We start from the raw sequence: 24,096 nt of genomic DNA on the forward strand, positions 1-24,096 counted from the left end.
TACTCCGTCATCCCCGCGAAGGCGGGGATCCCGCTCCCTTCAATCTCTCGATTTAGCCCGTTCGCTGGTTCCCCGCACGCTCGGCAATGTCGTTGGCGGCAACGAACCCGAAGGTCATAGCTGGTCCAATGGTCGCCCCCGCCCCGGGATACGTATCGCCGAACGGCGTCCCCGAATTGTTGCCCGCCGCATAGAGCCCCGCAATCGGCTGCCCCGCGCCATCCAGCACCCGCGCCCGCGCATCGCAGCGCAGCCCGCCCTTGGTGCCGAGATCGCCATTGTTGATCGGCACCGCATAGAACGGCGCCTTGTCGATCGGCCCGATATTCGGGTTTGGCGTGGACGAAGGATCGCCGAACATCTGGTCATAGGGGTTCATCCCCCGCCCGAATTCAGGATCGATGCCGGTCTTCGCATAACCGTTCATATTGGCGATGGTCTGCCTCACGGCCTCGACCGGCAAATGCGTCTTGGCGCAAAGTTCCTCAATGGTCTCCGCGCGGAAGACGTAGTGATCCCACCAGTCGGCCGGGACCTTGTGCTCGGCCGTATGCACCGTGGGCATCAGCCCGCCGGCGCTGAACTTCTTGCGGAACTTGGCATCGAAGATCAGCCAGCACGGGCAATTCGCGCCGCTCTCGACCTGATCCCGCACCATAGCCTGCCCGAACTGGTCGTAACCGCAAGCCTCGTCCACGAAGCGCACGCCCTTGCGGTTCACCACCACGCTCCACGGACGGCCGACATCGAAGGCGGCCTGATGGATCTCATGGAAGTTGGAGGCGCCCTTCATCGGCAGGGTCATCGTCGGGATCCACCAGCCTTGCGAGGTATGCTCGGTAGACGCGCCAATCCCTTCCGCCGCGATCAGTGCCTCGCCGCGATTGCCGTCTTCCGGCGTCGAGGAATGGCGCGTGAGGCCGGGCACCGGATAGAACCGATCACGCAGCGCCTGATTCCACTCGAACCCGCCCGCCGCCAGCACGACCCCGTGCCGCGCCTCCACGGCATATTTACGGCCGAAGTTGGAAACCTCGATCCCGGTAACCCGGCCGCCCTTGTCCACCGTCAGGCCTTCGAGAGAAGTCTCCATCCGCAGTTCCACACCGCGCGCGAAGACCTGCTCGTAGGTCGCCCCCATCAGTGCCGCGCCCTGCGTGAAGCGCTTGTCCCGGTGCGAAACCTTGCGGGTCGAGCGGTCCATCCAGTAGCGCCCGATCATCTTGCCCGCGACCATGCGCCAGCCCTTCGACTGCATCATCAGTGCGAACGTCTCGGTCAGGTCCATCGCATAGCGGCCGAACAGCTTGAAGCGGTTGTACTGCTCGCGCATCAAGGCGTAGCGCCCATCGCCCAATTGCCGCCCGTCGAACGTGGGTACGATCACCGAGCGATCCGCCCGCGCGCCCGGGCGTCCGGGAAAATAGTCCGGCCACGCCGCCGCCATGACCGAAACGCCGGTGGACTTGAGGAAATGCAGCATGCGCGGCGCCTCGTCCACGAAGGCCTCCAGCCGCTCGCGGTTGACCGGCACGCCGATGGTGGCGTCGAGATATTCCAGCGCGCTCTCACGGCTGTCTCCCTGATCGCCGTCGAGCCCGTGATTGGGGATCCACATGACCCCGCCCGAAGTGGCGGAGGTGCCGCCGAACTTGTGCGATTTCTCGACGATCAGCACTTTCAGGCCAAGATCGGCGCTGCGCAGCGCCGCCATGGCGCCCGCCGAGCCCGATCCCACCACCACGACATCGAAACTCTCAGCAGCCGCCACCCATGTTCTCCCGATGTGCGCATCATGCGGCGCGCATTTTTCGGGAGTCTTATCGCGTCGGCGGCTTGCCCGCGAAATGACCGCCACGGTACAGCGTCTTGCTTGATCCTGCTTGTGCCCGCTCCGCGCCCTTGCGTCGCGGCGGCACCGCAAGCAGGTCCGCAAGACATGCCCCCTTCAGGGGCCCTAAGCGAACCGGGATGATGATGACCGAAAAGACCTTCGTTGCCGCAGCCAAATTGGAAGACGTGCCCGCCGGCTCGAAGCTCATGGTGGAAGTGAACGGCATCAGCGTGCTCCTGTGCAACACGAAGGACCGCATTTTCGCCGTGCGCAACTTGTGCAGCCATGCCTACGAGACCCTGGAATGCGGCCGGATGCGCAATGGCTGGATCTCCTGCCCGGTCCATGGTGCCCGCTTCGATCTCGAAACCGGCGCGCCGATCAATCCGCCCGCGACGATGCCGATCGAGGTTTACGAAGTGCGGGTGGAAGGCGAGATGATCGAAGTGGCCGTGTGAAGGCGGCTGGCGGACCAATCGCTGCCTCCCTTTGCCTGACGCTGCCCTGACCCAAACTCACTCCGTCGCCCTCGCGAAGGCCGGGGCCCCGCTTCTTCTTCCTTGGCACTCCAGCCAAGAAAAGCGGGATCTCCGCCTTCGCGGAGATGATGAGTTCTGTTGCTCACCATCTGTCGGCGCCTTCTAACGCTGACTTGGCCCATATCCCCGATATCGCCGCAGCGACCCACCTCCGTCTGGACGCCCACAAGCGCGACCGGCAAGGACAGGGCATGACCCAGAATGCCGATCTAGAAGCCCTGCGGCGTGAAGTCCGCAGCTTCCTCGCCGCCGAAGCGCCCACCGGCTGGCGCGATGCCAGCCGCACGCAGGACGATTTCGTCCGCACCCAGCGGGACTGGTTCGGCAAGCTCGTCCGCGCCGGATATGCGATCCCGCACTGGCCCGCCGAATATCCCGGCGGCGGCCGCAGTCTGGCCGAGCAGAAAGTGATCTACGAGGAACTGGCCGGCGCCGATTGTCCGCGCTTGCTGCTCTCCTTCGTCTCCACCTATCACGCCTTCGCCACGCTGCACGAATGCGGCAATGCCGAGCAGAAGGCCCGTTACCTGCCGAAAATCCTCGAAGGCGAGACATGGTGCCAGGGCTTCTCCGAGCCCGGCGCCGGATCGGATCTCGCCGCGATCAAGACGCGCGCGGAACTGAAGGGCGATGTCTACGTCATCAACGGCCAGAAAGTCTGGTCGACGATGGCACAGTTCGCGGACAAGTGCCTGTTGCTGGCGCGCACTTCGTCTGATGGCGTCAAGCAGGCGGGTATCACATACCTGCTGATGGACATGAAGGCCCCCGGCGTCACCGTCCGCCCGATCCATCAGATCCAGGGCGACGAGGAATTCGCCGAAATCTTCCTCGATAACGTCGAAATCCCCGTCTCCGAACGCGTAGGCGAGGAAGGCAAAGGCTGGGCCGTGGCACAGGCAACGCTCGCCTCCGAACGCGGTCTGACGCTGATGGAGCTGTCCTACCGCATGCGCGGCGCGCTGGGCCGCGTGGCTAAGCTCATCCGCGAACATGGGCACGAAGACGATCGCGGCGTGCTGCGCGATTTCGGCACGCTGGTCACGCAAGTGGACGCGGTCTGCGCGATTGCCGACCAGTTCCTCGATAACCGCATCAACGGGATCGAGCGCATGGGCGACGCCTCCATCGTCAAAAACGCCTATAGTCGCGCGCTGCGGGCCTACTCAGCGCTGGGCCTGCGGCTGGGCGGCATGGACGAGCAATATGTCGCGCCGATCACTTTCGGCGATCTCAATACCGGCAACTGGATGGCCGATTTCATGAATTCCTATGCCTGGACCATCGCCGGCGGCAGCGAAGAAGTACAGCGCAACATCATCGCCGAACGCATGCTCGACATGCCGCGCGAGCCGAAGGGGTGGGTGCTGTGATCGAGCTCAACGAACTGACCGACGCCGCGCAGAAGGCGTTCCCGGCCGACAAGCTCTCGCCCTCGCGCGATGAAAGCTGGCAACTGGCTGCCGAAATGGGCTGGCTGATGGTGCGCCTGCCCGAAGAGGACGGTGGCCTTGGCTTCACGCGGGAGGCTTCGACGGCGCTGCACCTCGAAATGGGCCGCGTGCTGGCCGCCATGCCGCTGATCCCGGCCCAACTGGGCCTTCAGGCGGTTGTCGCCAGCGAGAATTTCACCGAGCGGGCTGACTGGCTCGAACGGCTGGCCGGCGGCGAATATGCGCCGCTGCCGATGTTGTCCGCAAAGCTGACGCAAGGTTCGGACGGCAGCATTTCGGGCACGATTTTCGGCGTTTTCGAAGCTGACATGGCCGTTGCCGTGGTCGCGCAGCTTCCCGGTGGTTATGCGCTGGTACCGCTCGATGCGCCGGGCGTCTCGCTGGTCGAACGGCCGATCTGGGACCCCAGCCGCCGTCTCTTCGACGTGGTGCTGGAAGGCTACGCCCCTACCCTCATGCTCACCGACGCGTCGGGCGCCAAGGCGCTCCATGACCGGCTTTCGGGCGAGGCGCAACTTGCCCTCGCGGCGGACTGCATCGGCGCGGCGGGCGCCGCGCTCGACATGACGATCGAGTACATGAAGGTCCGCCGTCAGTTCGACCGGCCGATTGCGCTGTTCCAGGCCCTGAAGCACCGCGCCGCCGACATGAAGACGCGCATCGTCGTTGCCGAAGCCCTGCTGTGGAAGCGCGTGCGGGACGAGAGCGCCAGCGTCACCGAACTCGCCGCCGCCAAAGTGCTGGCTGCCGAAGCCTTCCGCTTCGTCACGGAAGAGATGGTGCAGCTTCACGGCGGCATCGGCCTTACTGACGAGCATCCCTGCCACCTGTTCCTCAAGCGCGCGCTGCTGAACCTGCAGCTCTGCGGCAATGCAGACCTCTGGAACGAGCGCGTGGGGCGCGAAGCACTCGCCTGAAAAGGCGGGACTTGCGCAACCTTGCGGGGGCGGTGACAGTTGGGACTCCCAAGTCCCCGCAGGAACCGTCCCCGATGAGCGAGCCAGCCAGCGTTACCGCGCACTTCAAGGCCAATATCGTCCTCTACGGCGCGCTCGCGGCCAATCTCGGCATCGCCGGCGCCAAGTTCACGGCCGCCGCGATCAGCGGTTCCTCCTCGATGCTGACCGAGGGCGTGCACTCGCTGGTCGACAGCGGCAACCAGATCCTGCTGCTCTACGGCCAGAAGCGCGCCAGCCGCCCCGCCGACCTTTCACACCCCTTCGGCTATGGGCGTGAACTCTATTTCTGGGCTTTCGTCGTCGCCATCCTGATCTTTGCGGTGGGCGCGGGCGTGTCGATCTACGAGGGGCTGCTCCACATCACCAACCCGCGCCGGATCGAGGATCCGACGCTGAACTATATCGTGCTGGCCATCGCTTTCGTCTTGGAAGGCGCCTCATGGACCCTTGCCGTCCGTGAGTTCAATGCCGGTCGCGGCGACCAGACCTGGTGGCGCGCGATCCACCGCAGCAAGGACCCTCCCGGCTTCATCGTGCTGTTCGAGGACAGCGCCGCGCTGATCGGCCTCGTCATCGCCGCGATCGGCATCTGGGCCGCGATCCACTTCGACGATCCGCGCATCGATGGCGTGGCCTCGGTCCTGATCGGCTGCGTGCTGGCGGGTGTGGCCATCGTCCTGGCGCGCGAAGCGAAGGGTCTTCTGATCGGCGAAGCGGCCGACCCGGTGCTCATCGGCCAGCTTCGCGGCGTGCTCGACGGCCATCCGCGTATCGATGCCGTCAATCACATCCGCACCATCCACACGAGCCCGCAGGCAATCTTTGTGGCCATCAGCGCCGACTTCGCTGACGACCTGCTGATGGGCGAGGCGGAAACCCTGATCGAGGAACTGGAGCACCGGATGAAAGCGCTCTCACCGTGGATCACCTCGATCTACATTCGGCCCGAAAAACGGGCGGATGCGATGGTGTGGTAGACTAACTCGGCAATTCCGACATCGTGGCCCGGCCTGGCTTGGCTTGGCTTGGCTTGGCTCTGCTCTGCCTCGCACCCTCCCCCAGACACCGTCGCCCCCGCGAAGGCGGGGGCCCCGCTGCCTTTTTGCCACGCGCGCAAGAAAAGCGGGGTCCCCGCCTTCGCGGGGACGACGGGAGAGGTCTGGTTTGGACTAAGTTGGATGGGTTAGATGTGTGGCGGTCTACAGCGGTCCCGGCCTCAAGCTTGGTCAGCACAAAATCGCCACGTTCAACACCTTTGCCATTCCCCGCAAACGAAAAGGCCCCCGCATTGCTGCGGAGGCCCTTCGTTTTCGTAACGCGGCGCTGCCGGATCAGCCCATCGCGACGAGGCGCTGCGCCTCGGCAATGATTTCGGGCGGCTGCACGAGGAAAGCGTCTTCCAGCTTCTTGGCGAAAGGCACCGAGCAATAAGGCGCGCCAAGGCGGCCGACCGGGGCCTTGAGCTTGCCGAACAGCGTTTCCTGCACGGTCGCGGCGATTTCCGCGCCCGGGCCGAAGTTGCGGCCGGCTTCGTGAACCACGAGCAGGCGACCGGTCTTCTCGGCCGAAGCCAGCACGGTTTCCTTGTCCCACGGCGAGATCGTGCGCAGGTCGATCACTTCGACCGAGACGCCTGCCTTGGTCAGTTCTTCATAGGCCTGCATCACGGTGAACATCATCTGGCCATAGGAAACGATCGTGATATCGCTACCCGGTGCAACGACGTTCGCCTTGCCCAGCGGGATCGGGCCCTGGTTCACCGGCACGTCCATCGGCACGAACAGCGTCTTGCCGCTTTCGACGATGATGACCGGATCCGGGTCCTGAATGGCCGAGAGGTAGAGGCCCTTGAAATCCGCCGGGGTCCAGGGGATCACCACCTTGATGCCTGCGGTGTGGCAGAACCATGCCTCGTAGAAGTCGGCATGCTGGCCGGCGGTCTGGTTGCCCGCGCCGGTCAGGGTGCGGATCACCATCGGCACCTGGCTCTGGCCGCCCGACATGAAGCGCAGCTTGGCCGCGTGGTTCACGATCATGTCCATGGCCACGGTCGTGAAGTTCATCAGCATGATTTCGGCAACGGGCTTGTAGCCGCCCATGGCCGCGCCGATGGCCGCACCGATGATCGCCTGTTCCGAGATCGGCGTCGAGCGCACACGCATCGTACCGAACTTGGTGGAAAGACCGCGCGTGACGCCGACGACGCCGCCGCCTTCGTTGTCCGCAATGTCCTCGCCCAGCACGAGAACCTTGGGATCGGCCTCCATCGCCTCCATCAACGCGGCGTTGATCGCCTGGAGGCCGTTCATCTTCACCGTTTCGACGGTGGTGGTTTCAAGGGTATCGGTGCTCATGCCGGAATCTCCTCGGCAAAGACGTCGCGGCGCAGTTCGTCGTCGGACGGGAATTCGCAGGCCATCGCGAATTCGATGGCGTCGTTCACTTCGGCCTCGATCTTCGCGGTCAGCGCGTCGAGTTCCTCAGCCGTCGCAATGCCGTCGTCGATCAGCTTCTGGCGGTAGATCGGCAGCGGATCCTTGGCCATCGCCTCGGCCTTCTCTTCCTTGGTCATGTAGCCGTCGGCATCGCCGAAGACGTGACCCATGAAGCGGAAGGTCTTGCATTCAAGGAGCGTCGGCCCCTCGCCCGCGCGGGCACGCTCGATGGCGGCATGGGCGTGGGCATAGACGTCGACCGGGTCGTTGCCGTCCACGGTGTAGCCCGGCATGCCGTAGCCGATCGCGCGCTTCGAGATCTGGTCTACCGAAGTGCCGTTCTCGTAGCGAGTGTGCTCGGCAAAGCCGTTGTTCTGGCACACGAAGATCACCGGCAGCTTCCACACGGAGGCCAGGTTCAGCGCTTCGTGGAACGCGCCGATGTTGCTGGCGCCGTCGCCGAAATAGGCGACCGTCACCTGCTTGGTGCCGTCCAGCAGCGCCGCCCAGCCGAAGCCGTTGGCGATCGGCATGGACGAACCGACGATGCCGGTGGTGACCATCACGCCGGTTTCCGGGTGGGTAAGGTGCATCGGGCCGCCCTTGCCCTTGCAGGTGCCGTCGACGCGGCCGCAGATCTCTGCCCAGAGCGGGCGGAGCGGCATGTCCTTGGCGACCATGTCGTGGATGCCGCGATAGATCGTGCAGATCTTGTCGTCGTTATTCAGCAGCACCGAGATGGCCGAAGGAATGCATTCCTGCCCGCGCGCCGAGTAGTACGGCGCGGTAATGCGGCCGCGACGGATCTGGGTGCGGGTGGCGTCGTCGTTGCGCTCGATCCGGATCATCCGGCGATAAATGTCGAGCTGGGTCTTGGCGTCGGGCTTGGCCCGGTTCTCCAGTGTCTGGCTCATAAGTCCTCTCTAGAACAGCCTCATTCCGCCCAGTCATGAACGGGGCTGGCTGAACTCAAGTTCAGTACCCCAAGGCCGCCTTCACGCAAGGGTGGGCCGGACCGCCTCGGCGTTATCCGCCGCCAGCCGGGCGACCGCCAGCGCGCGAACTTCGCTTGACTTCACTTTTTCACTGCCGGTGATGGCGTAGTCTTCATCGCGGAAGAACAGCACCCGGCGCGGCACCTTGAAGCTGGCGATCTCCGCCTTGCAGGAGGCGATGACAGTCGCTTCGTCGAGCGCCGCCCCGTCGATCGGAACGATGCAGGCGACCACCATTTCGCCCAGCAGATCGTCCGGCACGCCCACTGTCTGGGTCCGTTTCACCCCCGGAATCCGGGCGATCACATCGTCCACCTCGATCGGTGCGACATTGGCCCCGCCGGTCTTGATCATCTCGGTCATGCGCCCTTCCCAGAAGAAGCGCCCCGCCTCGTCGACCCGTCCGGCGTCTCCCGTGCAGAAGAAACCCTCTGCATCGAAGCATTCCTCCGGCGCCTTGCCGAGGTAGCCGGACATCAGCGTCGGCCCCTTGATGCACATCTCTCCAACCGTTCCGACGGGTACCGGACGGCCCGATATCGGCTCTACGATTTTTAGGAAATTCCCCGGCAAAGGGGCCCCGAACGAGCCTTCGAAGCCATGTTCGGTGTCGCCCGCAACGAAGGACGTGCAGATCGTCATCGTTTCGGTGCAGCCGAACGACATCGGCACTTCCCACTCGGTGTTCACAGTCGGGTGCTGCCAGATCAGTTCGCCGCGCGGCACATATTTCACGCTGGAGAGGTCGGCGCCCGCCCACTTCGGAGAGGCCTGAAGCCGCGCCCACTGGTGCGGCCGCCCATTGAGGAAGGTCACGTGCTCCTTCTCTGCCAATTCGAGCGCCTCGTCGGCATCGAACACGCGCTGGAGCACCACCGTACCACCGGTCGAAAGCGCCGTACCCACCACCATCGAGACATTGCCCGACCAGAAGAAGCCGTTGCCCGTCCAGCTTCGCACCGGTTCATACATCGCGAAAAGCCGGGGCCAGCGCCACCACTGCACCGCGAAAGCCCGCTGTGAATGGACCACGCCCTTGGGCAGACTAGTCGTGCCGGATGAGAAGAAGATGCCGCCGACATCAGCCGGATGCACGTCATCGGCCCGCGCCAGCACGAGATCGTCGGCGATCCCGGTGCCATGGGCAACGAATTCGTCCCACGTCTCCACCGCGCCGCCCGCTTCTACCGCGAAAGGCTCCGCTTCGCCGCGCAGCCCGCCGAGCGCCACAAGCTGCCGCAGATAAGGGAAATGCGCCGAAGCCAGCTCCCCCCGCCGCGCGGTGGCAATCGCCGGCTCCAATTCGCGCAGCATCGCGCCGAAGTCCTTCTTGAGCACCCGCGCCTCATAGAGCAGCAGCGTGATCTCGGACGCGCGCAGCAGGTGATCCAGCTCCTGCGGCGTCGAAAAAGTGCTGAGCGCCACCGGCACCCCGCCCGCCAGCGCCGTGCCGAACAGGCTGGAGAGAAACTCCGGCCGGTTGGTCATCAGGATGCCTACGCGTTCACCCTTGCCGATTCCGCAAGCGATCAACGCGCGGGCCACGTCCATCGAACGCGCCAGAAGCTCGTCGTAGGACCATGCAATGCGGTGCTCGCACTTGCGCAGAACGACAGCCTCGCACGGCCCATGGCGGCGGACGACCTCGCGCAAATAACCGGCGATTGTATGCGCGCCCTGGCCCTCTTCCTGAGCCAAAGGCGGCGCCTTCACCAGTGATTGCCCGCGATCCGGCAACTCGCAAGCGCCCGTGCCGGCTTGATGCATGATCCTTATTCCTTCCCAGTCGTGCGTCTTTATATTACAACAGCGACTAGCAGCGGCGCATAGTACGGTTAAAGCTGAGATCATATGCAAGGTCAGCGCAGTCACTTCGCTGCGCCGATGCAGACAACCAAATAGTTTGGAACCGATCGAACGCACATCACTTATTGCCTTTGGAAGGCCCGTTACATCCATTCATCTCAGTGGATGCACGGTCGACCAGAATCGCATTGTTCGCGCTCTCACGCTCGGCTTGGAGCGTATTGGGGCGGTTACACGGTAGAAACAGTAGGAGTGAATGCGATGTCATTACATCTGACGAAATTTGCCCCTGTCGCAGTAATCCTCGCGGGATCGATTGGTCTCAGTGGCTGTGCCACCGAGAAATATGTGAACGATCAGATCGCGACCGTGAACCAGCGCATCGATGGGCTGGATGCGAAGCTCCAACAGACTGACGGCACTGCCAAACAGGCCCTTTCCGAGGCGCAGGCCGCCTCAGGTCAGGCTCAGCAGAACAGCCAGCGGATCGATCAGCTGAGCGGCCGTGTCGACGGTGTCGAACAGCAGTTGGCGGCCATGAAGACCAAGCCCAAGAAGGCTCGCAACTAAGCGAACCTTCGGCTCAATTGATGATGTGATGTGTCGGCGCCTTCGTGACGCCGACCATTCCTGTCGATTATTTCGAGTACGTGTTTTCTGCGACCTATTTTCCACGCGATTTTCTTCGAGTACACTTACACAATGATCAGTGTCCCCATGGCGTTTGCAGCGCTAGCGCTGGCTGGTGCCGCTCCGGCACAGGCGAAGCCGCCCGTCCACAAGCCGGCGACTTCCGAACAGACGGCCAAGAAGAAAACCGCCCCGAAAAAGGCCAAAGCCGCACCGGCAGATGCTTCAGCAAAGGAAGCAAAGCCCGCGAAGACGTTGGAAATTTCCGTCGATGCCGCCCGCGTGGCCGACTGGGTCGGTTCTTCGGGCGACAACCAGTCGCTGCCTTACGTCATCGTCGATAAGCCGGCCGCGCGTGCCTATCTGTACGATGCCGATGGCAAGTTGCTGGCCAATGCGCCGGTACTGATCGGCAAGGCGCTCGGCGACGAAGCAACCCCCGGCATCGGCGCCAAGTCGCTGTCCGAGATCGGCCCGGCCGAGAAGACCACACCTGCCGGCCGTTTCCTGGCGAAGTTCGGATTTGCCGCGGGTCAGCAGAAAGTGCTCTGGGTCGATTATGCGACGTCGGTGGCGCTCCACACGATTCCGGTCGGCAACAAGGAAAACCGCAAGGCGCGAATGCTGTCGCCGACGATCGACGACAACCGCATCACCTTCGGTTGCATCAACGTGCCGCAGGCCTTCTACAAAAGGGGCGTAGAACCCCTGTTCGCGAAGAAGGGCGGCTATGTCTACGTGCTGCCCGATAGCACGCCGATCGAGGACGTCTTCCCCCGCCTACGCGTTCAGTCATTCGTGACCACCACGGCTGCTGCAGGTAACTGATGTCCTGAAGCCGACATCGGCGGATTCGCGGCCCGGACCTAAAATGCGTACAATAGAGCGGTGACCCGTCCCCAAACCGCATTCGCCATCAAAGCCAAAATTCGCGATACCGAAGCGAGCACGTTCGCGTTCACCGCACTAAAGACCATGTACGGCGGAAAGCATATCCGTGCCGGTGACATCATCTTCCTGTTCGCGAGCGAGAATGAGGGAGGATCCGGACTATTTGCATGCGGCAGGGTCACCGCCAGCGAAGCGATACCCAAACGCGAAGACGCCGCCCGTGAAACGCCCCGCGTATCGATCCAGGTCCAGCGCATTGCGACGGCAAAGCGGCCACTGGGTCGATCCGAATTGCGCGGCTGGGTGAACTGGGACGACGGTCACGCCGAAACGGAACTGAACTTCAAGTTTTACCGTCAGGCCACCAACAAGATCGTCAGCCTGACGGAAGCGACCGCAAAATTCCTGAACGATTTTTTCTAACCGATTTCAAAAACCGGAGGCGGCAAGAATCAGGCGGGAGGCGGGAGTCGTTGCGAAGCCGTCGCATGGAGTGATGACCTTCGCTTTCTGCCTCAATGACAAGAGGCGCGATCTCGTCACCTAGCACCGTCATTTTTCGCAATTCAACAGGTTGCATGCCCAGCCCACCATGATGGATGGCGCCGCCTTATCCCATGCCCGGCACGCAAGCGCTCTCCGCCCAAACTCACATTCACGGAGCATCCCGGCGCCACCTCGCGGGACGCCGGGCCGAACGGATCAAAGCTGGTTGCCGAGCCCCGCCGCATGCTTCGCCGCGACCCAGCCGAATGTCATCGACGGCCCCACGCTCGCACCCGCACCGGGGTAGACCCGGCCCATCGGTGAGGCCGTGACGACGCCGCAGGCATAAAGCCCCTCGATCGGCGTACCGTCCGCCTTCAGCACCCGGGAATCGCAGTCGCAGATCACGCCGCCATAAGTGCCGACATCGCCGGGAACCACGGGAATGGCGTAGAATGGCCCCTTCTCAATGGTGCCCATGCAGGCATTGGGGCCGTCCTTGAAGAACGGGTCGCCCAGCCAATTGTCATAGGCGCGCTCGCCGCGGTGGAAGTCTTCGTCCTTGCCGCCGCGAACGAAGCCGTTCCAACGCTCTACCGTGGTTTTCAGGGTCTCCGCCGGCACGCCGATCTGCTGGCCGAGCGCTTCCACCGTATCCGCCTTGCGCATCCAGCCGGAAGCGAGCCAGCTTGCCATGTTCTTCTTGGCCGTGCCTTTACCGGCCACGGCGTATTCGTCCATGTACTGCTGGTCCATGATCGCCCAACTCGGGATCGCGGGAACCGTGCGGTTGCGCACCAGCATGTTCTCGCAGAACTCCTCGTAGGAGCCGCCCTCGTTCATGTAGCGCACGCCGGACTGATCGACCTGAATCGCGTGGGGCTTGCCGGTGGTGCTCTGGGTGCCGGGCTTGACGTAATCGGTATCCCAGCCGGGCGCCTCGCTCATCTGGAAGCCGACCATCTGGTCCATCTGTGCGAGCACCGCGCCCTTGCGCTCCAGCTCGACGTGCATGTCGCCCGCATCGCTCTCGATCCCGTTTGACCACACCGCACGGGTGCCGGGCATGTACCGGTCGCGCATGGGCTGGTTCTGCGAGAAGCCGCCCGCGTTCATCAGCACACCGAGACGGGCGCCCACGCGCCAAGGCTTGCCGTCCTTCTTGGTGACAACGCCAACGGCCTTGCCGTCCTCGATAATCACTTCGGAAACCGGCGATTCCAGACGGATGTCGGCGGCGTCCTTCTCGATGACGGCCTTGAGCATCCGCCCTTGCAGCGCCGCCCCCGCCGTGACCCAGTGCTTGCCGGTGAGCTTGCCCGCAATGATCTTGAGCCCGATGCGCACGAGCAGCATCTTGATAGCCCACGAGTGCTTGGCAAACGGCAGCTTCATGCCGTCGTCCAGCTTGACCGGCACTTCGGCGAAGCCCTGACGCAGCCGGGGCGCCCATTCCTTGCCCAGCTGGTTCTTGTCGAACGGCAGCGCGGTGACGGTGCGGCTGGTCTTCATGCCGCCGGGAAGATCGTCATAATAGTCCGGCCAGAAGGCGGAGCCGCGCTCCATCGCCACGCCTTGCGAGACGATGAAGTCCAGCATCTTCGGCGCTTCGCGCGCATAGGCGCGGCGGCGTTCGGGACTGGTGCCGGGGCTGTCCTCGCCATCGGGGACGACCGCGTCGAGGTACTGGCAGGCACGCTCGAAGCTGTCCTCGCCGGGATCCATGAAGCGGTTGTTCGGAATCCACATGACGCCGCCGGACTTGGCAGTGGTGCCGCCGACCCATTGCGCCTTTTCGAGAATGACGACCGACTTGCCCGCCTGCTTCATCAGCAGAGCCGAAGCCATCGAGCCCGCCCCGCTGCCCACGACCACCCAGTCGAACGTCTCGTCGAACTCAGCCATCTCGCCCTCTCACCCGTGCCCCGCGCTTACATGCGCGGGCTTTGGGCGAGGTAGATCGGACTTGCCGCCCAATGGCAAGCGAAGCGGACCATCAAGGCCTTGTCACCACGCATGTTTCGCCCCGGCGAAGGCTTCGCTCACCGGACGATTGCAGGTGGCCGAACGCGGCGAGGCGATTATGAGCGAGGGAAACGAAGGGAGACACGCCGAAAATGAGCGACGATCTGCTGCCGCTGCCGGAGTTCGGCACCATCCTGCTTGCCCGTGAGGGGCGGCTCCTGCGCATCACGCTCAATCGGCCCGATGCGATGAATGCGGTGAACCTCCAGCTTCACGACGAACTGGCGGAGGCGCTGTGGTTCGCCCAGAACGATGCCGGGTCGGACGTGATCGTGCTGACCGGCGCCGGTCGCGCCTTCTCGGCCGGGGGCGACCTTGACCACATCGAGAACTCGGCGCGCAATCCGCACCTCTTCGATCACGAGGCCCGCGTCGCCAAACGCATCGTCCTGACCCTGCTCGACATCGACAAGCCGGTGGTGTGCCGGCTGAACGGTCATGCCGTGGGCCTTGGCGCGACGCTGGCGCTGCTGTGCGACGTGATCTTCGCCGCCGAAGGCGCCAAGATCGGCGATCCTCACGTGGGCATCGGCCTAGTCGCCGGTGATGGCGGCGCGGTGATCTGGGCCCAGCGCATCGGCCTGACCCGCGCCAAGGAATACCTGCTGACCGGCGAATTGCTCACCGCGAGCAAGGCCGCCGAAATCGGTCTGGTCAATCACTGCGTGCCCGCAGGCGAACTCGACGAGAAGGTCGATGCCTTCTGCGCGAAATTACTCGGCGGCGCGACCATGGCGATCCGCGCGACCAAGCTGCTGACCAATCTGGAACTGAAGCGCCTCGCCACGGCGCTGATGGACGCCGGCATCGCCTACGAAAGCGTCAGCGTGCGCAGTGCCGACCATCTGGAGGCGGTTCTGGCGCTCAAGGAAAAGCGGGCGCCGAAGTTCATCGGCCGCTGAAAGTCGTACGGAGAATGCCCCGCCCGGGGCATTCTCCGCTGACGGTTCAGGCCGGCAGCACCGGTGCGCCCAGTTCCGTGAACAGCGCGGTGTAGCACACCGCCATGTCGGAGGCGTCGCTCTGGGTGAGTTCGCCGGCAGCGGTCGCCTTGCCGATCGCGCCGAGCAGGGCCATCGGGTCCTCGCACTCGATGTCATAGATGGCGAGATAGGGGTTGGTGTCGTTGCCGATAAGTTTGGCAACCAGCTCGTAGCGCTGCGCGCCGTTCATGCCGAACTTGTTGACCAGCTCGGGCAAGTGCTTGGTATTGTACCACTCGTGGTAGTCGTCCTCACGGCCAGGCAGCGGCGTGGTCAGCGCGACAAGCTTGTAACGGGGCATCGGAAATCATCCTCTCATGCGTTTGCGGGCGAACATCGCCCTGCCCCGCACGCCTGCGCAAGCGCCGCGGCGAGACGGACGAAGGCATCGCCGGGGCGACATGCACCCCGGCCGCGGGAACAGGAATTACTGGAGCAGGCTGGAGCCGGAGACGAATTCGCCAAACCCGGCCGCCCCGGTGGATGAGGGTGTGAGCGCGGGCCGCACAGGCACTTCCGATCCGCAATCGCCCCGATATTCGCGAGGATTGGCCCCGAAGACCCGCTTGAACATCCGGCTGAAGTGCGCCGGGCTCTTGAAGCCGACGCCATAGGCGATCTCGCTGATCGAGATGTCGCGAGGGTCGGAATCGGTCAGCCAGTCACGCGCCTTGGTCAGCCGCTGTTCCCAGACCAGTTCGGAGAACGACGTCTCGCGCAGCCGCAGCAGGAAAGAGAGGTAGCGCGGGCTGATTCCACAGCCCTTGGCCACCATCGCGGTCGAGAGCTGCGGGTCGGACAAGTGCACCTCGATGAAGCGCAGAACATCCTCGAGCCGCCGTTCGGCTATCGATTGGCGGGCCGGACGCGGCTCTTCCAGCGCGCGCACGGCATGGCCGATCAGCCCGAAAGCCGTTTCGACCAGCAGCCGCGCCGAATTCTCGCAAAGACGGCCGTCATCCGCAAACACGTCGCCCAACAGTTGTTCGGCAATTGCCAGTTCGGGGACCATCCGCGCCCGCAGCGCCGGCACGACCAGCGCGCTGTTGCAATCCTGCGCGACATGCGAGCGCAGCAGGTGCGTGGGCACGGTGACGTGCAGCACTTCGCTCTGCCCCGCCTCGTCCGTGCGGCATTCGATCAGGAACGGCTCCATAGAGCGGGTGATGACGAAATCACCCTCCACCGCGACTTTGGCGCCGCACTGGTTGGAGAACGCGAATTCGCCGCGCCGGACGAACCACAGGATCGAAAGATCGGTGGCATCCTCGCGAATATGCTGGCGCGAGCGGCGGAAAAACAGGTTGCTCGCCGAACGCTGGCGAATGATCGAAACCGGGCCGACGGCCCGGCGTTCCGACCGGACGTCGACATTGGGTGCATCTTCCACCCAGAAGTCGCCGCGATAGTATTCCTGCGCCCGGTCCCCCCGGAACACTTTCTGACCTTCGTGAACATTGCGCCTGTCCAGCGCGAACAATGTTTCAGCCATGACCCTCTCCTCGGGTGCTGGGGCCGGTGCATTGCTGCGCGCGACCCGTTGTGGCGAGGCTGCGGCCGACTGCTGACGGTCTCGCAAGCTCTCGATGAACCTATCATCAGAACGCGCCGCAACTCTACATCTCATGCACCGCAATCTGCAATGCGTGCATATATTGGCCAAAGCTGCAATTTGACGCGTCTGTTGCAGCCGCGCGCGGCTTGTCCGCGCACGACTGCGGGCCCAAAATCAGCCCTTCCGGCCCTTCATCGAGAGACGCCATTCGGGCGGATAGTTCTCGTCATGGCCCTTCACGACTTTGCCGATGCCCTGCTTGAACGTGCTGCCCTTGCCGAGATTGACGTCGTTCTCGCCATCGTCCTTCATCAGCGGCAGCATGCCTTCCAGCCAGCCGGTGAGCAGGCTGCCCATATATTCGCCGCGATACTGCTTGTAGGCTTCGATGAAGGTCTTCTGCGCCACCACCACGTCGGTCGGGCGGGTGATCGAGCAAGCGTGCGCATACTTGGCGGTCTCCGCCTCCAGCTGGTCCCTGGGCACGACCGAGTTCACGAAGTTGCAGTTGTTCATCTCGTCCGCCGTGAACGGGCGGCCGGTGAACAGCATCTCCGAGAAGCGGCGCAGGCCGACCATCTCCAGCCACTGCCACATGCGCGGGCCCCAGCCGGCGTAGCGGAACGAGGGATGACCGAACAGCGCATCGTCGGACGAGACGATGATGTCCGCATCGGCGCACTGATAGAAGTGCCAGCCATAGCAATAGCCCTTGGCCTCTATGATCGAGATCTTCTTGAATTCCTGAAGCGGCCGGTTCCCCGAACGCGCCTTGGCGTAATAGTCGGTCAGGCCGTGGAGATAGCGGAACGAACCCGGCGGCGGGTACTTCACGTCCGGATCCTCGATCTCCAGATCGACAAGGAAACCGTCGCCCGGCTGCGGATTCAGGTAGAGATCGCCATGCTCGTCGAGATCGCCGCCGCTGCCGAGGTGATCGCCCATGCCGCGGATCACCAGCACTTTCACGTCGTCGTCGATGTTCGCCTTGAACACCAGCTCGCCAAAGCGCGCGCGCATGCCGATCGTGGCGGTATTGTGCTTTTCCAGACGGTTGAACGTGATCGTGGCGATCTTGGTCACCGGGTCCTTCTCGTAGAGGACATGCTGTTCGGCGACCTTCTTGTGGTCGGCAATCGTCTTCATGGTTCTCTCCCATTCTCCCGCATGGCGCCAAAGCTGACCCCCGGGGCTTGCCCGAGTGCTGCCACAGGCAAGGCAAGGGGGATTGGCATTAGGCGCGGCATTCTCGATATTGGATGCGCGACATGAAGAGGCGGAACTGCCCGAAATACATGCGCGAGAGGACGATGCCGAAAAGGACGCCGATGGACCGCAACAGCTTCTTCAGCCTCGATGGCCCGCTGGACGTCACACCCAGCGGCGGGCAAGTGCGCGCGGCCAATTTCGCGGGGCTCGCCAATCTGGCGCGCAGCCACGGACGCGATGCGCGCGGCATTGTCGAGCGGCACGGCATGGAAGCGCGCGTGCTGACCGATCCGGAAAGCCTGATCGCCCCGCAGCAAGTGGCGGACACTTTCGAATATTGCAGCGCGATCTTCGACGATCCGCTGTTCGGCCTCCACTTCGGCTCGATGCAGGATCCGGAAGTGTTCGGCTGCGTCACCGCGCTGTGCCGCGCCGCGCCCACCGTGCGCGCAGGCATTCGCTGCCTGATCGAGTTCCTGCCCGTCGTCCACGCGCCCGATTGCGAGGTCGTGCTGATCGAGGGCCGCGAAACCGCCGAACTGACCTGGCTGGTGAACACCGATATCGGGCTGAACGATCAGGCCAATTATCAGGCCGCCATGCTCAACCTGAAGCTGCTGCAAGCGATCGGAGGGCCCGCGTTCCGGCCGAACTGGGTAAGTCTTTCGGCCGATCCGCGTTCCAGCGACTTGCCGGAAATCGAGAAACTGCTGGGCTGCAAGGTACGCGGCCATTCGCCGCGCAATTCGGTAGCCTTCCCGGTGCGCACGCTGGAACAACCGGTGCCGAGCGCCAACCGGCTGCTCTACAAGCTGCTGGGGTCCTATCTCCAGCAAGTGAAATCGTCGCACAGCCCTTCGATCGTCGACAAGGTGAACAGCTACATTCGTGGCGCGCTCGCCTCGGGAAGCTGCTCGATCGAGCGCTGCGCGGAAAAGACCGGAATCTCGGTGCGTACCCTGCAATCGCGACTGGCCGAACAGGGCATGCGCTTCTCCGAATTGGTCGAGAAACAGCGCGAGGCGCTTGCCCGCGCCCACCTTGCCGACCGCCGCCTGTCTTTGGACGAGATCGCCGACAGGCTAGGCTATGGCGAACAGACCAGCTTCGGCCGCGCATTCAAGCGCTGGACCGGCATCACGCCGCAGCAATTCCGAGCTGGGTCCTGATTGAAGCGAAGGCGAATACCCGCCTTCACCCCCAATCCCCGTCGTCCCCGCGAACGCGGGGACCCCGCTTTTCTTCAGATAACACGCCGCCCCCGCCAAGCGAGGGCGACGCTGGAAGCCTACTTCTTCTCCACTTCCGCCAACATGACCTTCGCCAGCGTCAGGAAATTCTCGGTATCCTGCTGGGCCGAGGGGATATCCTTGCGGAACGTGGTGAAGCCGTGGACCAGCCCCCTGCCCTCGTAATAGACCGTCGGCACCCCGGCCTCGACCAGCTTGGCGGCATAGGCGCGGCCCTGATCGCGCAGCGGATCGAGCCCGGCGGTCACCAGAACGGTCGGCGGCAAGCCCTTGAGATCGCCCAGAAGCGGCGACGTGCGCAGGCTGTTCGGATCTGCCGCATAATGCTTGCGGAACAGGTCCGTCGAACTCTTGTCCAGCCCGTAGCCGTTGGCAAACAGGTGTGTGGAGGGATAGTCGCCGACGAAATCCGTCGCCGGATAGATCGGCACTTGCATGATGACCGGAACCGCTGCCGGCTTGTCGCGCAACGCAGCGGCGACGATCAGCGTCAGGTTGCCGCCCGCGCTGTCTCCGCTGAGCACCAGTCCGGTGACGTCGCGGCCCAGCGCCTTGCCATTGGCGGCGATCCAGCGGGCGGCGGCTTCGCCATCGTCCGGCGCGGCGGGCCAGGGATTCTCGGGCGCAAGACGATATTCGATCGAGACCACCGGCAGGTCGAGGCGGCGGGCGATTTCGGCCGCTAGCGCGGCATGGGTGTCGATGCTGCCGAGAATGTAGCCGCCGCCGTGATAGAACACGAGCACCGGCCCGGGTCCGCGCTTGGCGCGCGCGTCGAACAGGCGCAACTTGATGGGGCCCGCCGGTCCGGGCATCTCGAGATCCTTGCTTACCGCGATCTCACCGACCGGCACGTCGCGCGACGGCAGGGCGCCGGGTGGAAGCTTGCGGATCTGAGCCAGCACTTCAGCGGTCATCGCCGGCAGAGGATGGGCCTCCTGCGCCTTCAGATAGGCCGCCACATCGGGGCGAATGTATGGCGTATCGGCGGTTGCAACGGCCGTTGTCGAAGTGGTGGCGGGCGCATCGGCCAGCGCAAGGCTCAGTGGCACCAGCGCCGCGGCAGCGAGCGCCATGGCCAGAGCAGACTTCCGGTAACCCCCTGCACGATCGATCTTATTCATCGATGGATCCTCTCCCTGTTCCGGAAGCGATCCTAACCACGCTAGGTGTAACTGGCGAGACGGCCCGGGCAATCGCTTGCCCGGGCCGTCAAATCATCCATCTCGGACAGTCAGTAAACTCCGCCCTGCTCTTCGACGAAGTCAGTCGTGTCGCCGGAATTGGCGCCTGCCGCCGCTTCGCGCACGTCGCGGGCATGGCGGATTTCAGCCACCAGCGCGTCACGGCGACGGGTGAACTCATCCTCGGGCGTATACTGGCGTGGTTCCGTGTCGGGCTTGAAGGCCTCCCAGATCACCGCAGCCTTGGGATCGTCGCTGGGCTCCACGCCCATGACCCGCTTGCCGGTCACGCGGTCGATCCGGACCATGCGGATACCGGCAGGCGCGATGAAGGGCTGCATCGACCAGCGCGGGCGGGTGGTATCGACGACCTGCTTGAAGATCGGTGCCGCAATGCGGCCACCCTGCGCATAGCCGCCCAGTGAGCGCGGGTTGTCGTAACCGAGGTAGACGCCGCCGATATAGTCCTGCGTGCCGCCCACGAACCACACGTCGGTCGGGCCGTTGGTGGTGCCGGTCTTGCCGAACAGCGGCATGTTGAGTTCGCGCAGGCGCGCAGCGGTACCGCGGGTAACCACGCCCTCCAGCATGTGGACGACCTGAAACGCCGTGGGTGCATCCAGCACTTGCTTGCCGCGACGATCCACGCGCGGCATCGGCTTGCCGTCCCACTCGGGCATGTTGCAGGTATCGCAGCGGCGATTGTCCGACTTCCAGATAACCTTGCCGTTGCGGTCCTGAATGTAGTCGATCGGCGAGGACTGGAACTGCACGCCATTGTTGGCCAGCGCGGAGTAGGCGTTGACCATGCGCGCGACCGTGGTTTCGCCCGCGCCCAGCGCGAAGGACAGGTACGGCTTGAAATCGCCGATGCCGACGTTGTGGAACGTCTTGATCACGCGCGGCATGCCGGTGTCGTTGGCGATGCGCACGGTCATCAGGTTGCGTGACTGTTCGAGGCCCCAGCGCATGGTGTGACTGCCCGCCCCGCCCTCGTTGCCGAAGTTGCGGAAGCATTTGTCGCCCAGCGCCGCGCCCTGATAGACGCAGAACGTGCCGTCCAGCACCTGCGTCGCCGGGGTCATGCCGTACTGGAGCGCGGTGGCGTAGACGAAGGGCTTGATCGTCGAGCCCGGCTGCCGCTCGGCCTGAACCGCGCGATTGAACGAATCGAGCCCGGCATCGAAACCGCCCTGCATGGCGACGATGCGGCCGCTGCCCGGCTCCTGCATCATCATGCCGCCCGAAACCTCGGGGATCGTCCGCAGCGCATAAGTCCCCGCACCGACCGGCGCGACAGCAACGATGTCACCCGGCCGCGCCGCATCCGCGACATTGGCAAGCGTGCCCACATTGCCATCGGAGAAGCCGACACGCCCGGTACTGCCCGACCGGTCGAGGATGATGCCGACGCGCCAGTCCTTGTAGTCGATCGTCTTGTTGGCGACGATCAGCTGGGTCTGCCAATTCTCAAGATCGTCGACATGCGCGATGGGATGCGCCCATTCGCGGTTGCCCTGATAGTTGAGCAGGCCCGCGCGCAGCGAGTCGCGCACCGCCTTCTGCATCTCGGTATCAAGCGAGGTGCGCACCCAGAGACCGCCTGCATAGACGCTATTGGGGCCGTCCTCGGCCTTCTCGCCATACTGGTCGATCAGGCGGCGGCGCACTTCCTCGATGAAATAGGCGTTGGCGGTGTCGTAAGTCTCGACGCGGCGGGGGATCAGCCCCAGCGGCTGCGCCTTGGCGGCATCGGCGTCGGCGCGCGTGGCCCAGCCGTTCGACACCATCTGGTCGAGCACCCAGTTACGGCGATTGATCGCCATTTCCTCGTACTGCTTGCGGCCATAGCGCTCGGGCGCCTTGGGCAGGATCGCGAGGAACGCCGCCTCATGGAGGTCAAGCTGGTCCACGTCCTTGCCGAAATAGGCGCGCGCTGCCGCCTGCACGCCGAAGCTCTGGCGGCCGAGCGGAATCTCGTTGAGGTAGAGTTCGAGGATCTGCTGCTTGGTCAGCACGCCCTCGATCCGCCGCGCCAGGATCATTTCCTTGAGCTTGCGGGTGACCGAATACTCGTCACCGATCAGGATATTCTTGGCGACCTGCTGGGTGATCGTCGAACCGCCGCGTGCGCGCCCGCCCGAGCCGAGCTTGGACGCATAGTCGACAACCGCGCCGGCAAGACCGCCGAAATCGACGCCACCGTGGGTCCAGAACGTCTTGTCCTCGGCCGAGAGGAAAGCGTCGACCAGCTTGGGCGGAAAATCGACGTAACGCAGCTGCACGCGGCGCTCGCGGGCATAGCTGTAGACGATCTCGCCATCGACGCCGCGCACCATGGTCGGCAGCGGCGGCTGGTATTCGAGCAGCTTGTTGGCGTCAGGCAGGCCATAGCCGATCGCGACGTAGCTGCCGCCAAGCACGATGGCGCCCGCTGCGGCCAGATAGCCGAAGCGGCGGAACCACTTACGCTCGCGCCAGGTCTTGCGCAGCCCCGCAAGGCGACCGGAAATGGCGGCACGGGCACCCCCACGGCGCAGGCGGAAGTGAGCGTCCCCGGGGTTCTGCTCGGCGCCGTTTTCGCTGATATCGTCAGTCATTGCGACCGCCCTCTAGCATGGGGATTTTGTGCTAGGCCAGACAGGACACGATCCGCCGCGCGCTTTTCGCGTCGGACGATGCCCATCCGTCACGCCCCGGCCCGGCGCGCGAACCACGCCCGGACCGCTCGCGCGGCCGCTTCAGCAAGCTGTTGCTGCCCTTGGTGCGAGCCCAGAAAGCGCGCATCGTCCGGGTTGTTGATGTATCCGGTTTCGAACAGGACCGAGGGGATATCCGGCGCCTTGAGCACTGCCAGCGCGGCGGTCTCGATCTGGTCATGGTGCAATCCCAGCCCGCCATCCTGCATCTCGCGCAGAATAAGACCGGCGAACTGGCTCGACCCCTGTTGCGCACCGCGCTGCGAGAGATCGAGCAGGATAGCCCCGACATCCTGGCTGGTCTGCGTGAGCGTCACGCCATTGACTTTGCCCGACTGGTTTTCGCGCGCGGCGAAACGCTCGGCCGCCTCGCTCGATCCGCGTTCGGACAGGACGTAGACGCTTGCGCCTCGCGCCCCGTCGCTTTCGGCGCTGTCGGCGTGGATGGACAGGAACAGGTCGGCATTGAGCCGCCGCGCGATATCGGGCCTGTCGGCCAACGCGATGAAACGGTCCGTGTCACGCGTCAGCGCCACGCGAATGCCGCCTGCCGCCAATAGCTTCTCGCGGATCGCCAGCGCGACCTGAAGCGCCACCGTCTTCTCGCGCAAGTCGCCCTGCCCGGCGCCCGGATCGAAACCGCCGTGACCGGCATCGATCACCACCAGCGGACGGCTTGCATCCGCAGGGCCATCGACGCGCGGAAGGTTCACCGGCGCATCGGCGGTCGGCAGGTCGAAGCGGACGACATATTCGAGATCGCGCGCCGAAACCGCCAGACGCGGATAGAGCACAGGCAACGCCGCCAGCAGCGCCAGAGGCGCCGACAGGAGGAGAAGCAATTGCAGCCTGCGCGACATGGGCCTGTGACTAGGCGGCGGCAATGCGCTCGGCAATCCCGCAGGGCCACGCTTTCCCCCGGTTATCGGCGGAAAAACTTGTTGCGCCGGCAACCCGCCCTCCCCCGCCGAACCGGCCAATATTCCCAGGCCATCCAACAGGCTCCCCCATGCAATGAAAGCATGGCAATGACCTTGCCGTGCAAGGCTATGAATGCTAGGCGTTTCGGCCCGGGCCCATAAAACTTCCGGTCCAAGCAATTCGGCAAGTGCATGCCTACATGCCGCCGGACAGGACCGAAGAAGCCAGTACCCGGTTGCAA

The 24,096-nt window shown here is 64.2% G+C and carries 20 protein-coding genes; 9 read left to right on the forward strand and 11 right to left on the reverse strand.

What is annotated here, in order from left to right:
* Window positions 1-52: 52 nt before the first annotated feature.
* Window positions 53-1,771, reverse strand: coding sequence for an FAD-dependent oxidoreductase (locus AC1VVK_RS02920; RefSeq protein WP_482904309.1), 1,719 nt, complete (start codon window positions 1,769-1,771; stop codon window positions 53-55).
* 206 nt (window positions 1,772-1,977) lie between these two features.
* Between AC1VVK_RS02920 and AC1VVK_RS02925 the strand changes: the two genes are divergently transcribed.
* The 4 genes from AC1VVK_RS02925 to AC1VVK_RS02940 all read left to right on the forward strand — a co-directional run bounded on the left by AC1VVK_RS02925 (window position 1,978) and on the right by AC1VVK_RS02940 (window position 5,763).
* The gene (locus AC1VVK_RS02925) at window positions 1,978-2,292 is read left to right on the forward strand and encodes a Rieske (2Fe-2S) protein (protein WP_132385796.1); all 315 of its coding nucleotides are present in this window, start codon (window positions 1,978-1,980) and stop codon (window positions 2,290-2,292) included.
* A 272-nt stretch (window positions 2,293-2,564) separates the two neighbouring features.
* On the forward strand, window positions 2,565-3,746 hold the full coding sequence (locus AC1VVK_RS02930; protein ID WP_482904310.1) for an acyl-CoA dehydrogenase family protein: 1,182 nt from the start codon (window positions 2,565-2,567) through the stop codon (window positions 3,744-3,746).
* Window positions 3,743-4,744: an acyl-CoA dehydrogenase family protein gene (locus AC1VVK_RS02935; RefSeq protein ID WP_482904311.1), complete on the forward strand. Its 1,002-nt coding sequence runs from the start codon at window positions 3,743-3,745 to the stop codon at window positions 4,742-4,744. The genes AC1VVK_RS02930 and AC1VVK_RS02935 overlap by 4 nt, the downstream gene beginning before the upstream one ends.
* Window positions 4,745-4,818: 74 nt before the next feature.
* The gene (locus tag AC1VVK_RS02940) at window positions 4,819-5,763 is read left to right on the forward strand and encodes a cation diffusion facilitator family transporter (RefSeq protein WP_482904312.1); all 945 of its coding nucleotides are present in this window, start codon (window positions 4,819-4,821) and stop codon (window positions 5,761-5,763) included.
* Window positions 5,764-6,117: 354 nt separating this feature from the next.
* On the opposite strand, the gene AC1VVK_RS02945 is transcribed toward AC1VVK_RS02940, so the two are convergent.
* The 3 genes from AC1VVK_RS02945 to AC1VVK_RS02955 form a co-directional block, all read right to left on the reverse strand.
* On the reverse strand, window positions 6,118-7,140 hold the full coding sequence (locus AC1VVK_RS02945) for an alpha-ketoacid dehydrogenase subunit beta (RefSeq protein ID WP_482904313.1): 1,023 nt from the start codon (window positions 7,138-7,140) through the stop codon (window positions 6,118-6,120).
* Entirely contained in the window at window positions 7,137-8,135 is a 999-nt protein-coding gene (locus AC1VVK_RS02950; RefSeq protein WP_132385542.1) for a thiamine pyrophosphate-dependent dehydrogenase E1 component subunit alpha, read from the reverse strand. Before AC1VVK_RS02950 ends, AC1VVK_RS02945 begins: the two co-directional genes overlap by 4 nt.
* Before the next feature lie 81 nt (window positions 8,136-8,216).
* Entirely contained in the window at window positions 8,217-9,983 is a 1,767-nt protein-coding gene (locus AC1VVK_RS02955) for a class I adenylate-forming enzyme family protein (RefSeq protein ID WP_482904314.1), read from the reverse strand.
* Between the two features lie 300 nt (window positions 9,984-10,283).
* Here AC1VVK_RS02955 and AC1VVK_RS02960 point away from each other — a divergent pair, with 300 nt between their 5' ends.
* From AC1VVK_RS02960 to AC1VVK_RS02970, 3 genes are all read left to right on the forward strand, one after another.
* Window positions 10,284-10,592: a hypothetical protein gene (locus AC1VVK_RS02960; RefSeq protein WP_482904315.1), complete on the forward strand. Its 309-nt coding sequence runs from the start codon at window positions 10,284-10,286 to the stop codon at window positions 10,590-10,592.
* Between the two features lie 132 nt (window positions 10,593-10,724).
* Complete coding sequence (locus tag AC1VVK_RS02965) at window positions 10,725-11,480, forward strand: hypothetical protein (RefSeq protein ID WP_482904316.1); 756 nt, start codon at window positions 10,725-10,727, stop codon at window positions 11,478-11,480.
* A gap of 60 nt (window positions 11,481-11,540) precedes the next feature.
* A complete protein-coding gene (locus tag AC1VVK_RS02970; protein ID WP_482904317.1) occupies window positions 11,541-11,966 on the forward strand; it encodes a hypothetical protein in 426 nt (141 codons plus the stop codon).
* 279 nt (window positions 11,967-12,245) lie between these two features.
* Here AC1VVK_RS02970 and AC1VVK_RS02975 read toward each other — a convergent pair whose 3' ends face one another.
* Entirely contained in the window at window positions 12,246-13,934 is a 1,689-nt protein-coding gene (locus AC1VVK_RS02975) for an FAD-binding protein (RefSeq protein ID WP_482904318.1), read from the reverse strand.
* 212 nt (window positions 13,935-14,146) lie between these two features.
* Between AC1VVK_RS02975 and AC1VVK_RS02980 the strand changes: the two genes are divergently transcribed.
* Window positions 14,147-14,956 (forward strand): enoyl-CoA hydratase/isomerase family protein, encoded by an 810-nt coding sequence (locus AC1VVK_RS02980; RefSeq protein WP_482904319.1) that lies wholly within the window; start codon window positions 14,147-14,149, stop codon window positions 14,954-14,956.
* Between the two features lie 46 nt (window positions 14,957-15,002).
* Here AC1VVK_RS02980 and AC1VVK_RS02985 read toward each other — a convergent pair whose 3' ends face one another.
* The 3 genes from AC1VVK_RS02985 to AC1VVK_RS02995 form a co-directional block, all read right to left on the reverse strand.
* Complete coding sequence (locus AC1VVK_RS02985) at window positions 15,003-15,338, reverse strand: DUF4286 family protein (protein WP_132385548.1); 336 nt, start codon at window positions 15,336-15,338, stop codon at window positions 15,003-15,005.
* A gap of 126 nt (window positions 15,339-15,464) precedes the next feature.
* Window positions 15,465-16,529, reverse strand: a complete 1,065-nt coding sequence (locus AC1VVK_RS02990; RefSeq protein ID WP_482904320.1) for a helix-turn-helix domain-containing protein — start codon at window positions 16,527-16,529, stop codon at window positions 15,465-15,467.
* Between the two features lie 237 nt (window positions 16,530-16,766).
* A complete protein-coding gene (locus AC1VVK_RS02995) occupies window positions 16,767-17,738 on the reverse strand; it encodes an enoyl-CoA hydratase/isomerase family protein (RefSeq protein ID WP_482904321.1) in 972 nt (323 codons plus the stop codon).
* Between the two features lie 164 nt (window positions 17,739-17,902).
* On the opposite strand from AC1VVK_RS02995, the gene AC1VVK_RS03000 reads away from it, so the two are divergent.
* Entirely contained in the window at window positions 17,903-18,970 is a 1,068-nt protein-coding gene (locus AC1VVK_RS03000) for an AraC family transcriptional regulator (protein WP_482904322.1), read from the forward strand.
* A 119-nt stretch (window positions 18,971-19,089) separates the two neighbouring features.
* On the opposite strand, the gene AC1VVK_RS03005 is transcribed toward AC1VVK_RS03000, so the two are convergent.
* From AC1VVK_RS03005 to AC1VVK_RS03015, 3 genes are all read right to left on the reverse strand, one after another.
* Window positions 19,090-20,175, reverse strand: coding sequence for an alpha/beta hydrolase (locus tag AC1VVK_RS03005; protein ID WP_482904323.1), 1,086 nt, complete (start codon window positions 20,173-20,175; stop codon window positions 19,090-19,092).
* Between the two features lie 110 nt (window positions 20,176-20,285).
* Window positions 20,286-22,835, reverse strand: coding sequence for a penicillin-binding protein 1A (locus AC1VVK_RS03010; RefSeq protein WP_482904324.1), 2,550 nt, complete (start codon window positions 22,833-22,835; stop codon window positions 20,286-20,288).
* Between the two features lie 89 nt (window positions 22,836-22,924).
* Entirely contained in the window at window positions 22,925-23,794 is an 870-nt protein-coding gene (locus AC1VVK_RS03015) for an N-acetylmuramoyl-L-alanine amidase family protein (protein ID WP_482904325.1), read from the reverse strand.
* Between the last annotated feature and the right edge of the window lie 302 nt (window positions 23,795-24,096).

This window comes from Novosphingobium sp. BL-S-32 (assembly GCF_056857055.1).

Coding starts and splice junctions, on each gene's coding strand:
- AC1VVK_RS02925 (WP_132385796.1), top strand. CDS start 1,978: ATGACCGAAAAGACCTTCGTTGCCGCAGCCAAATTGGAAGACGTGCCC.
- AC1VVK_RS02950 (WP_132385542.1), bottom strand. CDS start 8,135: ATGAGCCAGACACTGGAGAACCGGGCCAAGCCCGACGCCAAGACCCAG.
- AC1VVK_RS02955 (WP_482904314.1), bottom strand. CDS start 9,983: ATGCATCAAGCCGGCACGGGCGCTTGCGAGTTGCCGGATCGCGGGCAA.
- AC1VVK_RS02940 (WP_482904312.1), top strand. CDS start 4,819: ATGAGCGAGCCAGCCAGCGTTACCGCGCACTTCAAGGCCAATATCGTC.
- AC1VVK_RS03015 (WP_482904325.1), bottom strand. CDS start 23,794: ATGTCGCGCAGGCTGCAATTGCTTCTCCTCCTGTCGGCGCCTCTGGCG.
- AC1VVK_RS03010 (WP_482904324.1), bottom strand. CDS start 22,835: ATGACTGACGATATCAGCGAAAACGGCGCCGAGCAGAACCCCGGGGAC.
- AC1VVK_RS02975 (WP_482904318.1), bottom strand. CDS start 13,934: ATGGCTGAGTTCGACGAGACGTTCGACTGGGTGGTCGTGGGCAGCGGG.
- AC1VVK_RS03000 (WP_482904322.1), top strand. CDS start 17,903: ATGCCGAAAAGGACGCCGATGGACCGCAACAGCTTCTTCAGCCTCGAT.
- AC1VVK_RS02930 (WP_482904310.1), top strand. CDS start 2,565: ATGACCCAGAATGCCGATCTAGAAGCCCTGCGGCGTGAAGTCCGCAGC.
- AC1VVK_RS02985 (WP_132385548.1), bottom strand. CDS start 15,338: ATGCCCCGTTACAAGCTTGTCGCGCTGACCACGCCGCTGCCTGGCCGT.
- AC1VVK_RS02995 (WP_482904321.1), bottom strand. CDS start 17,738: ATGAAGACGATTGCCGACCACAAGAAGGTCGCCGAACAGCATGTCCTC.
- AC1VVK_RS02980 (WP_482904319.1), top strand. CDS start 14,147: ATGAGCGACGATCTGCTGCCGCTGCCGGAGTTCGGCACCATCCTGCTT.
- AC1VVK_RS02965 (WP_482904316.1), top strand. CDS start 10,725: ATGATCAGTGTCCCCATGGCGTTTGCAGCGCTAGCGCTGGCTGGTGCC.
- AC1VVK_RS02990 (WP_482904320.1), bottom strand. CDS start 16,529: ATGGCTGAAACATTGTTCGCGCTGGACAGGCGCAATGTTCACGAAGGT.
- AC1VVK_RS02945 (WP_482904313.1), bottom strand. CDS start 7,140: ATGAGCACCGATACCCTTGAAACCACCACCGTCGAAACGGTGAAGATG.
- AC1VVK_RS02960 (WP_482904315.1), top strand. CDS start 10,284: ATGTCATTACATCTGACGAAATTTGCCCCTGTCGCAGTAATCCTCGCG.
- AC1VVK_RS03005 (WP_482904323.1), bottom strand. CDS start 20,175: ATGAATAAGATCGATCGTGCAGGGGGTTACCGGAAGTCTGCTCTGGCC.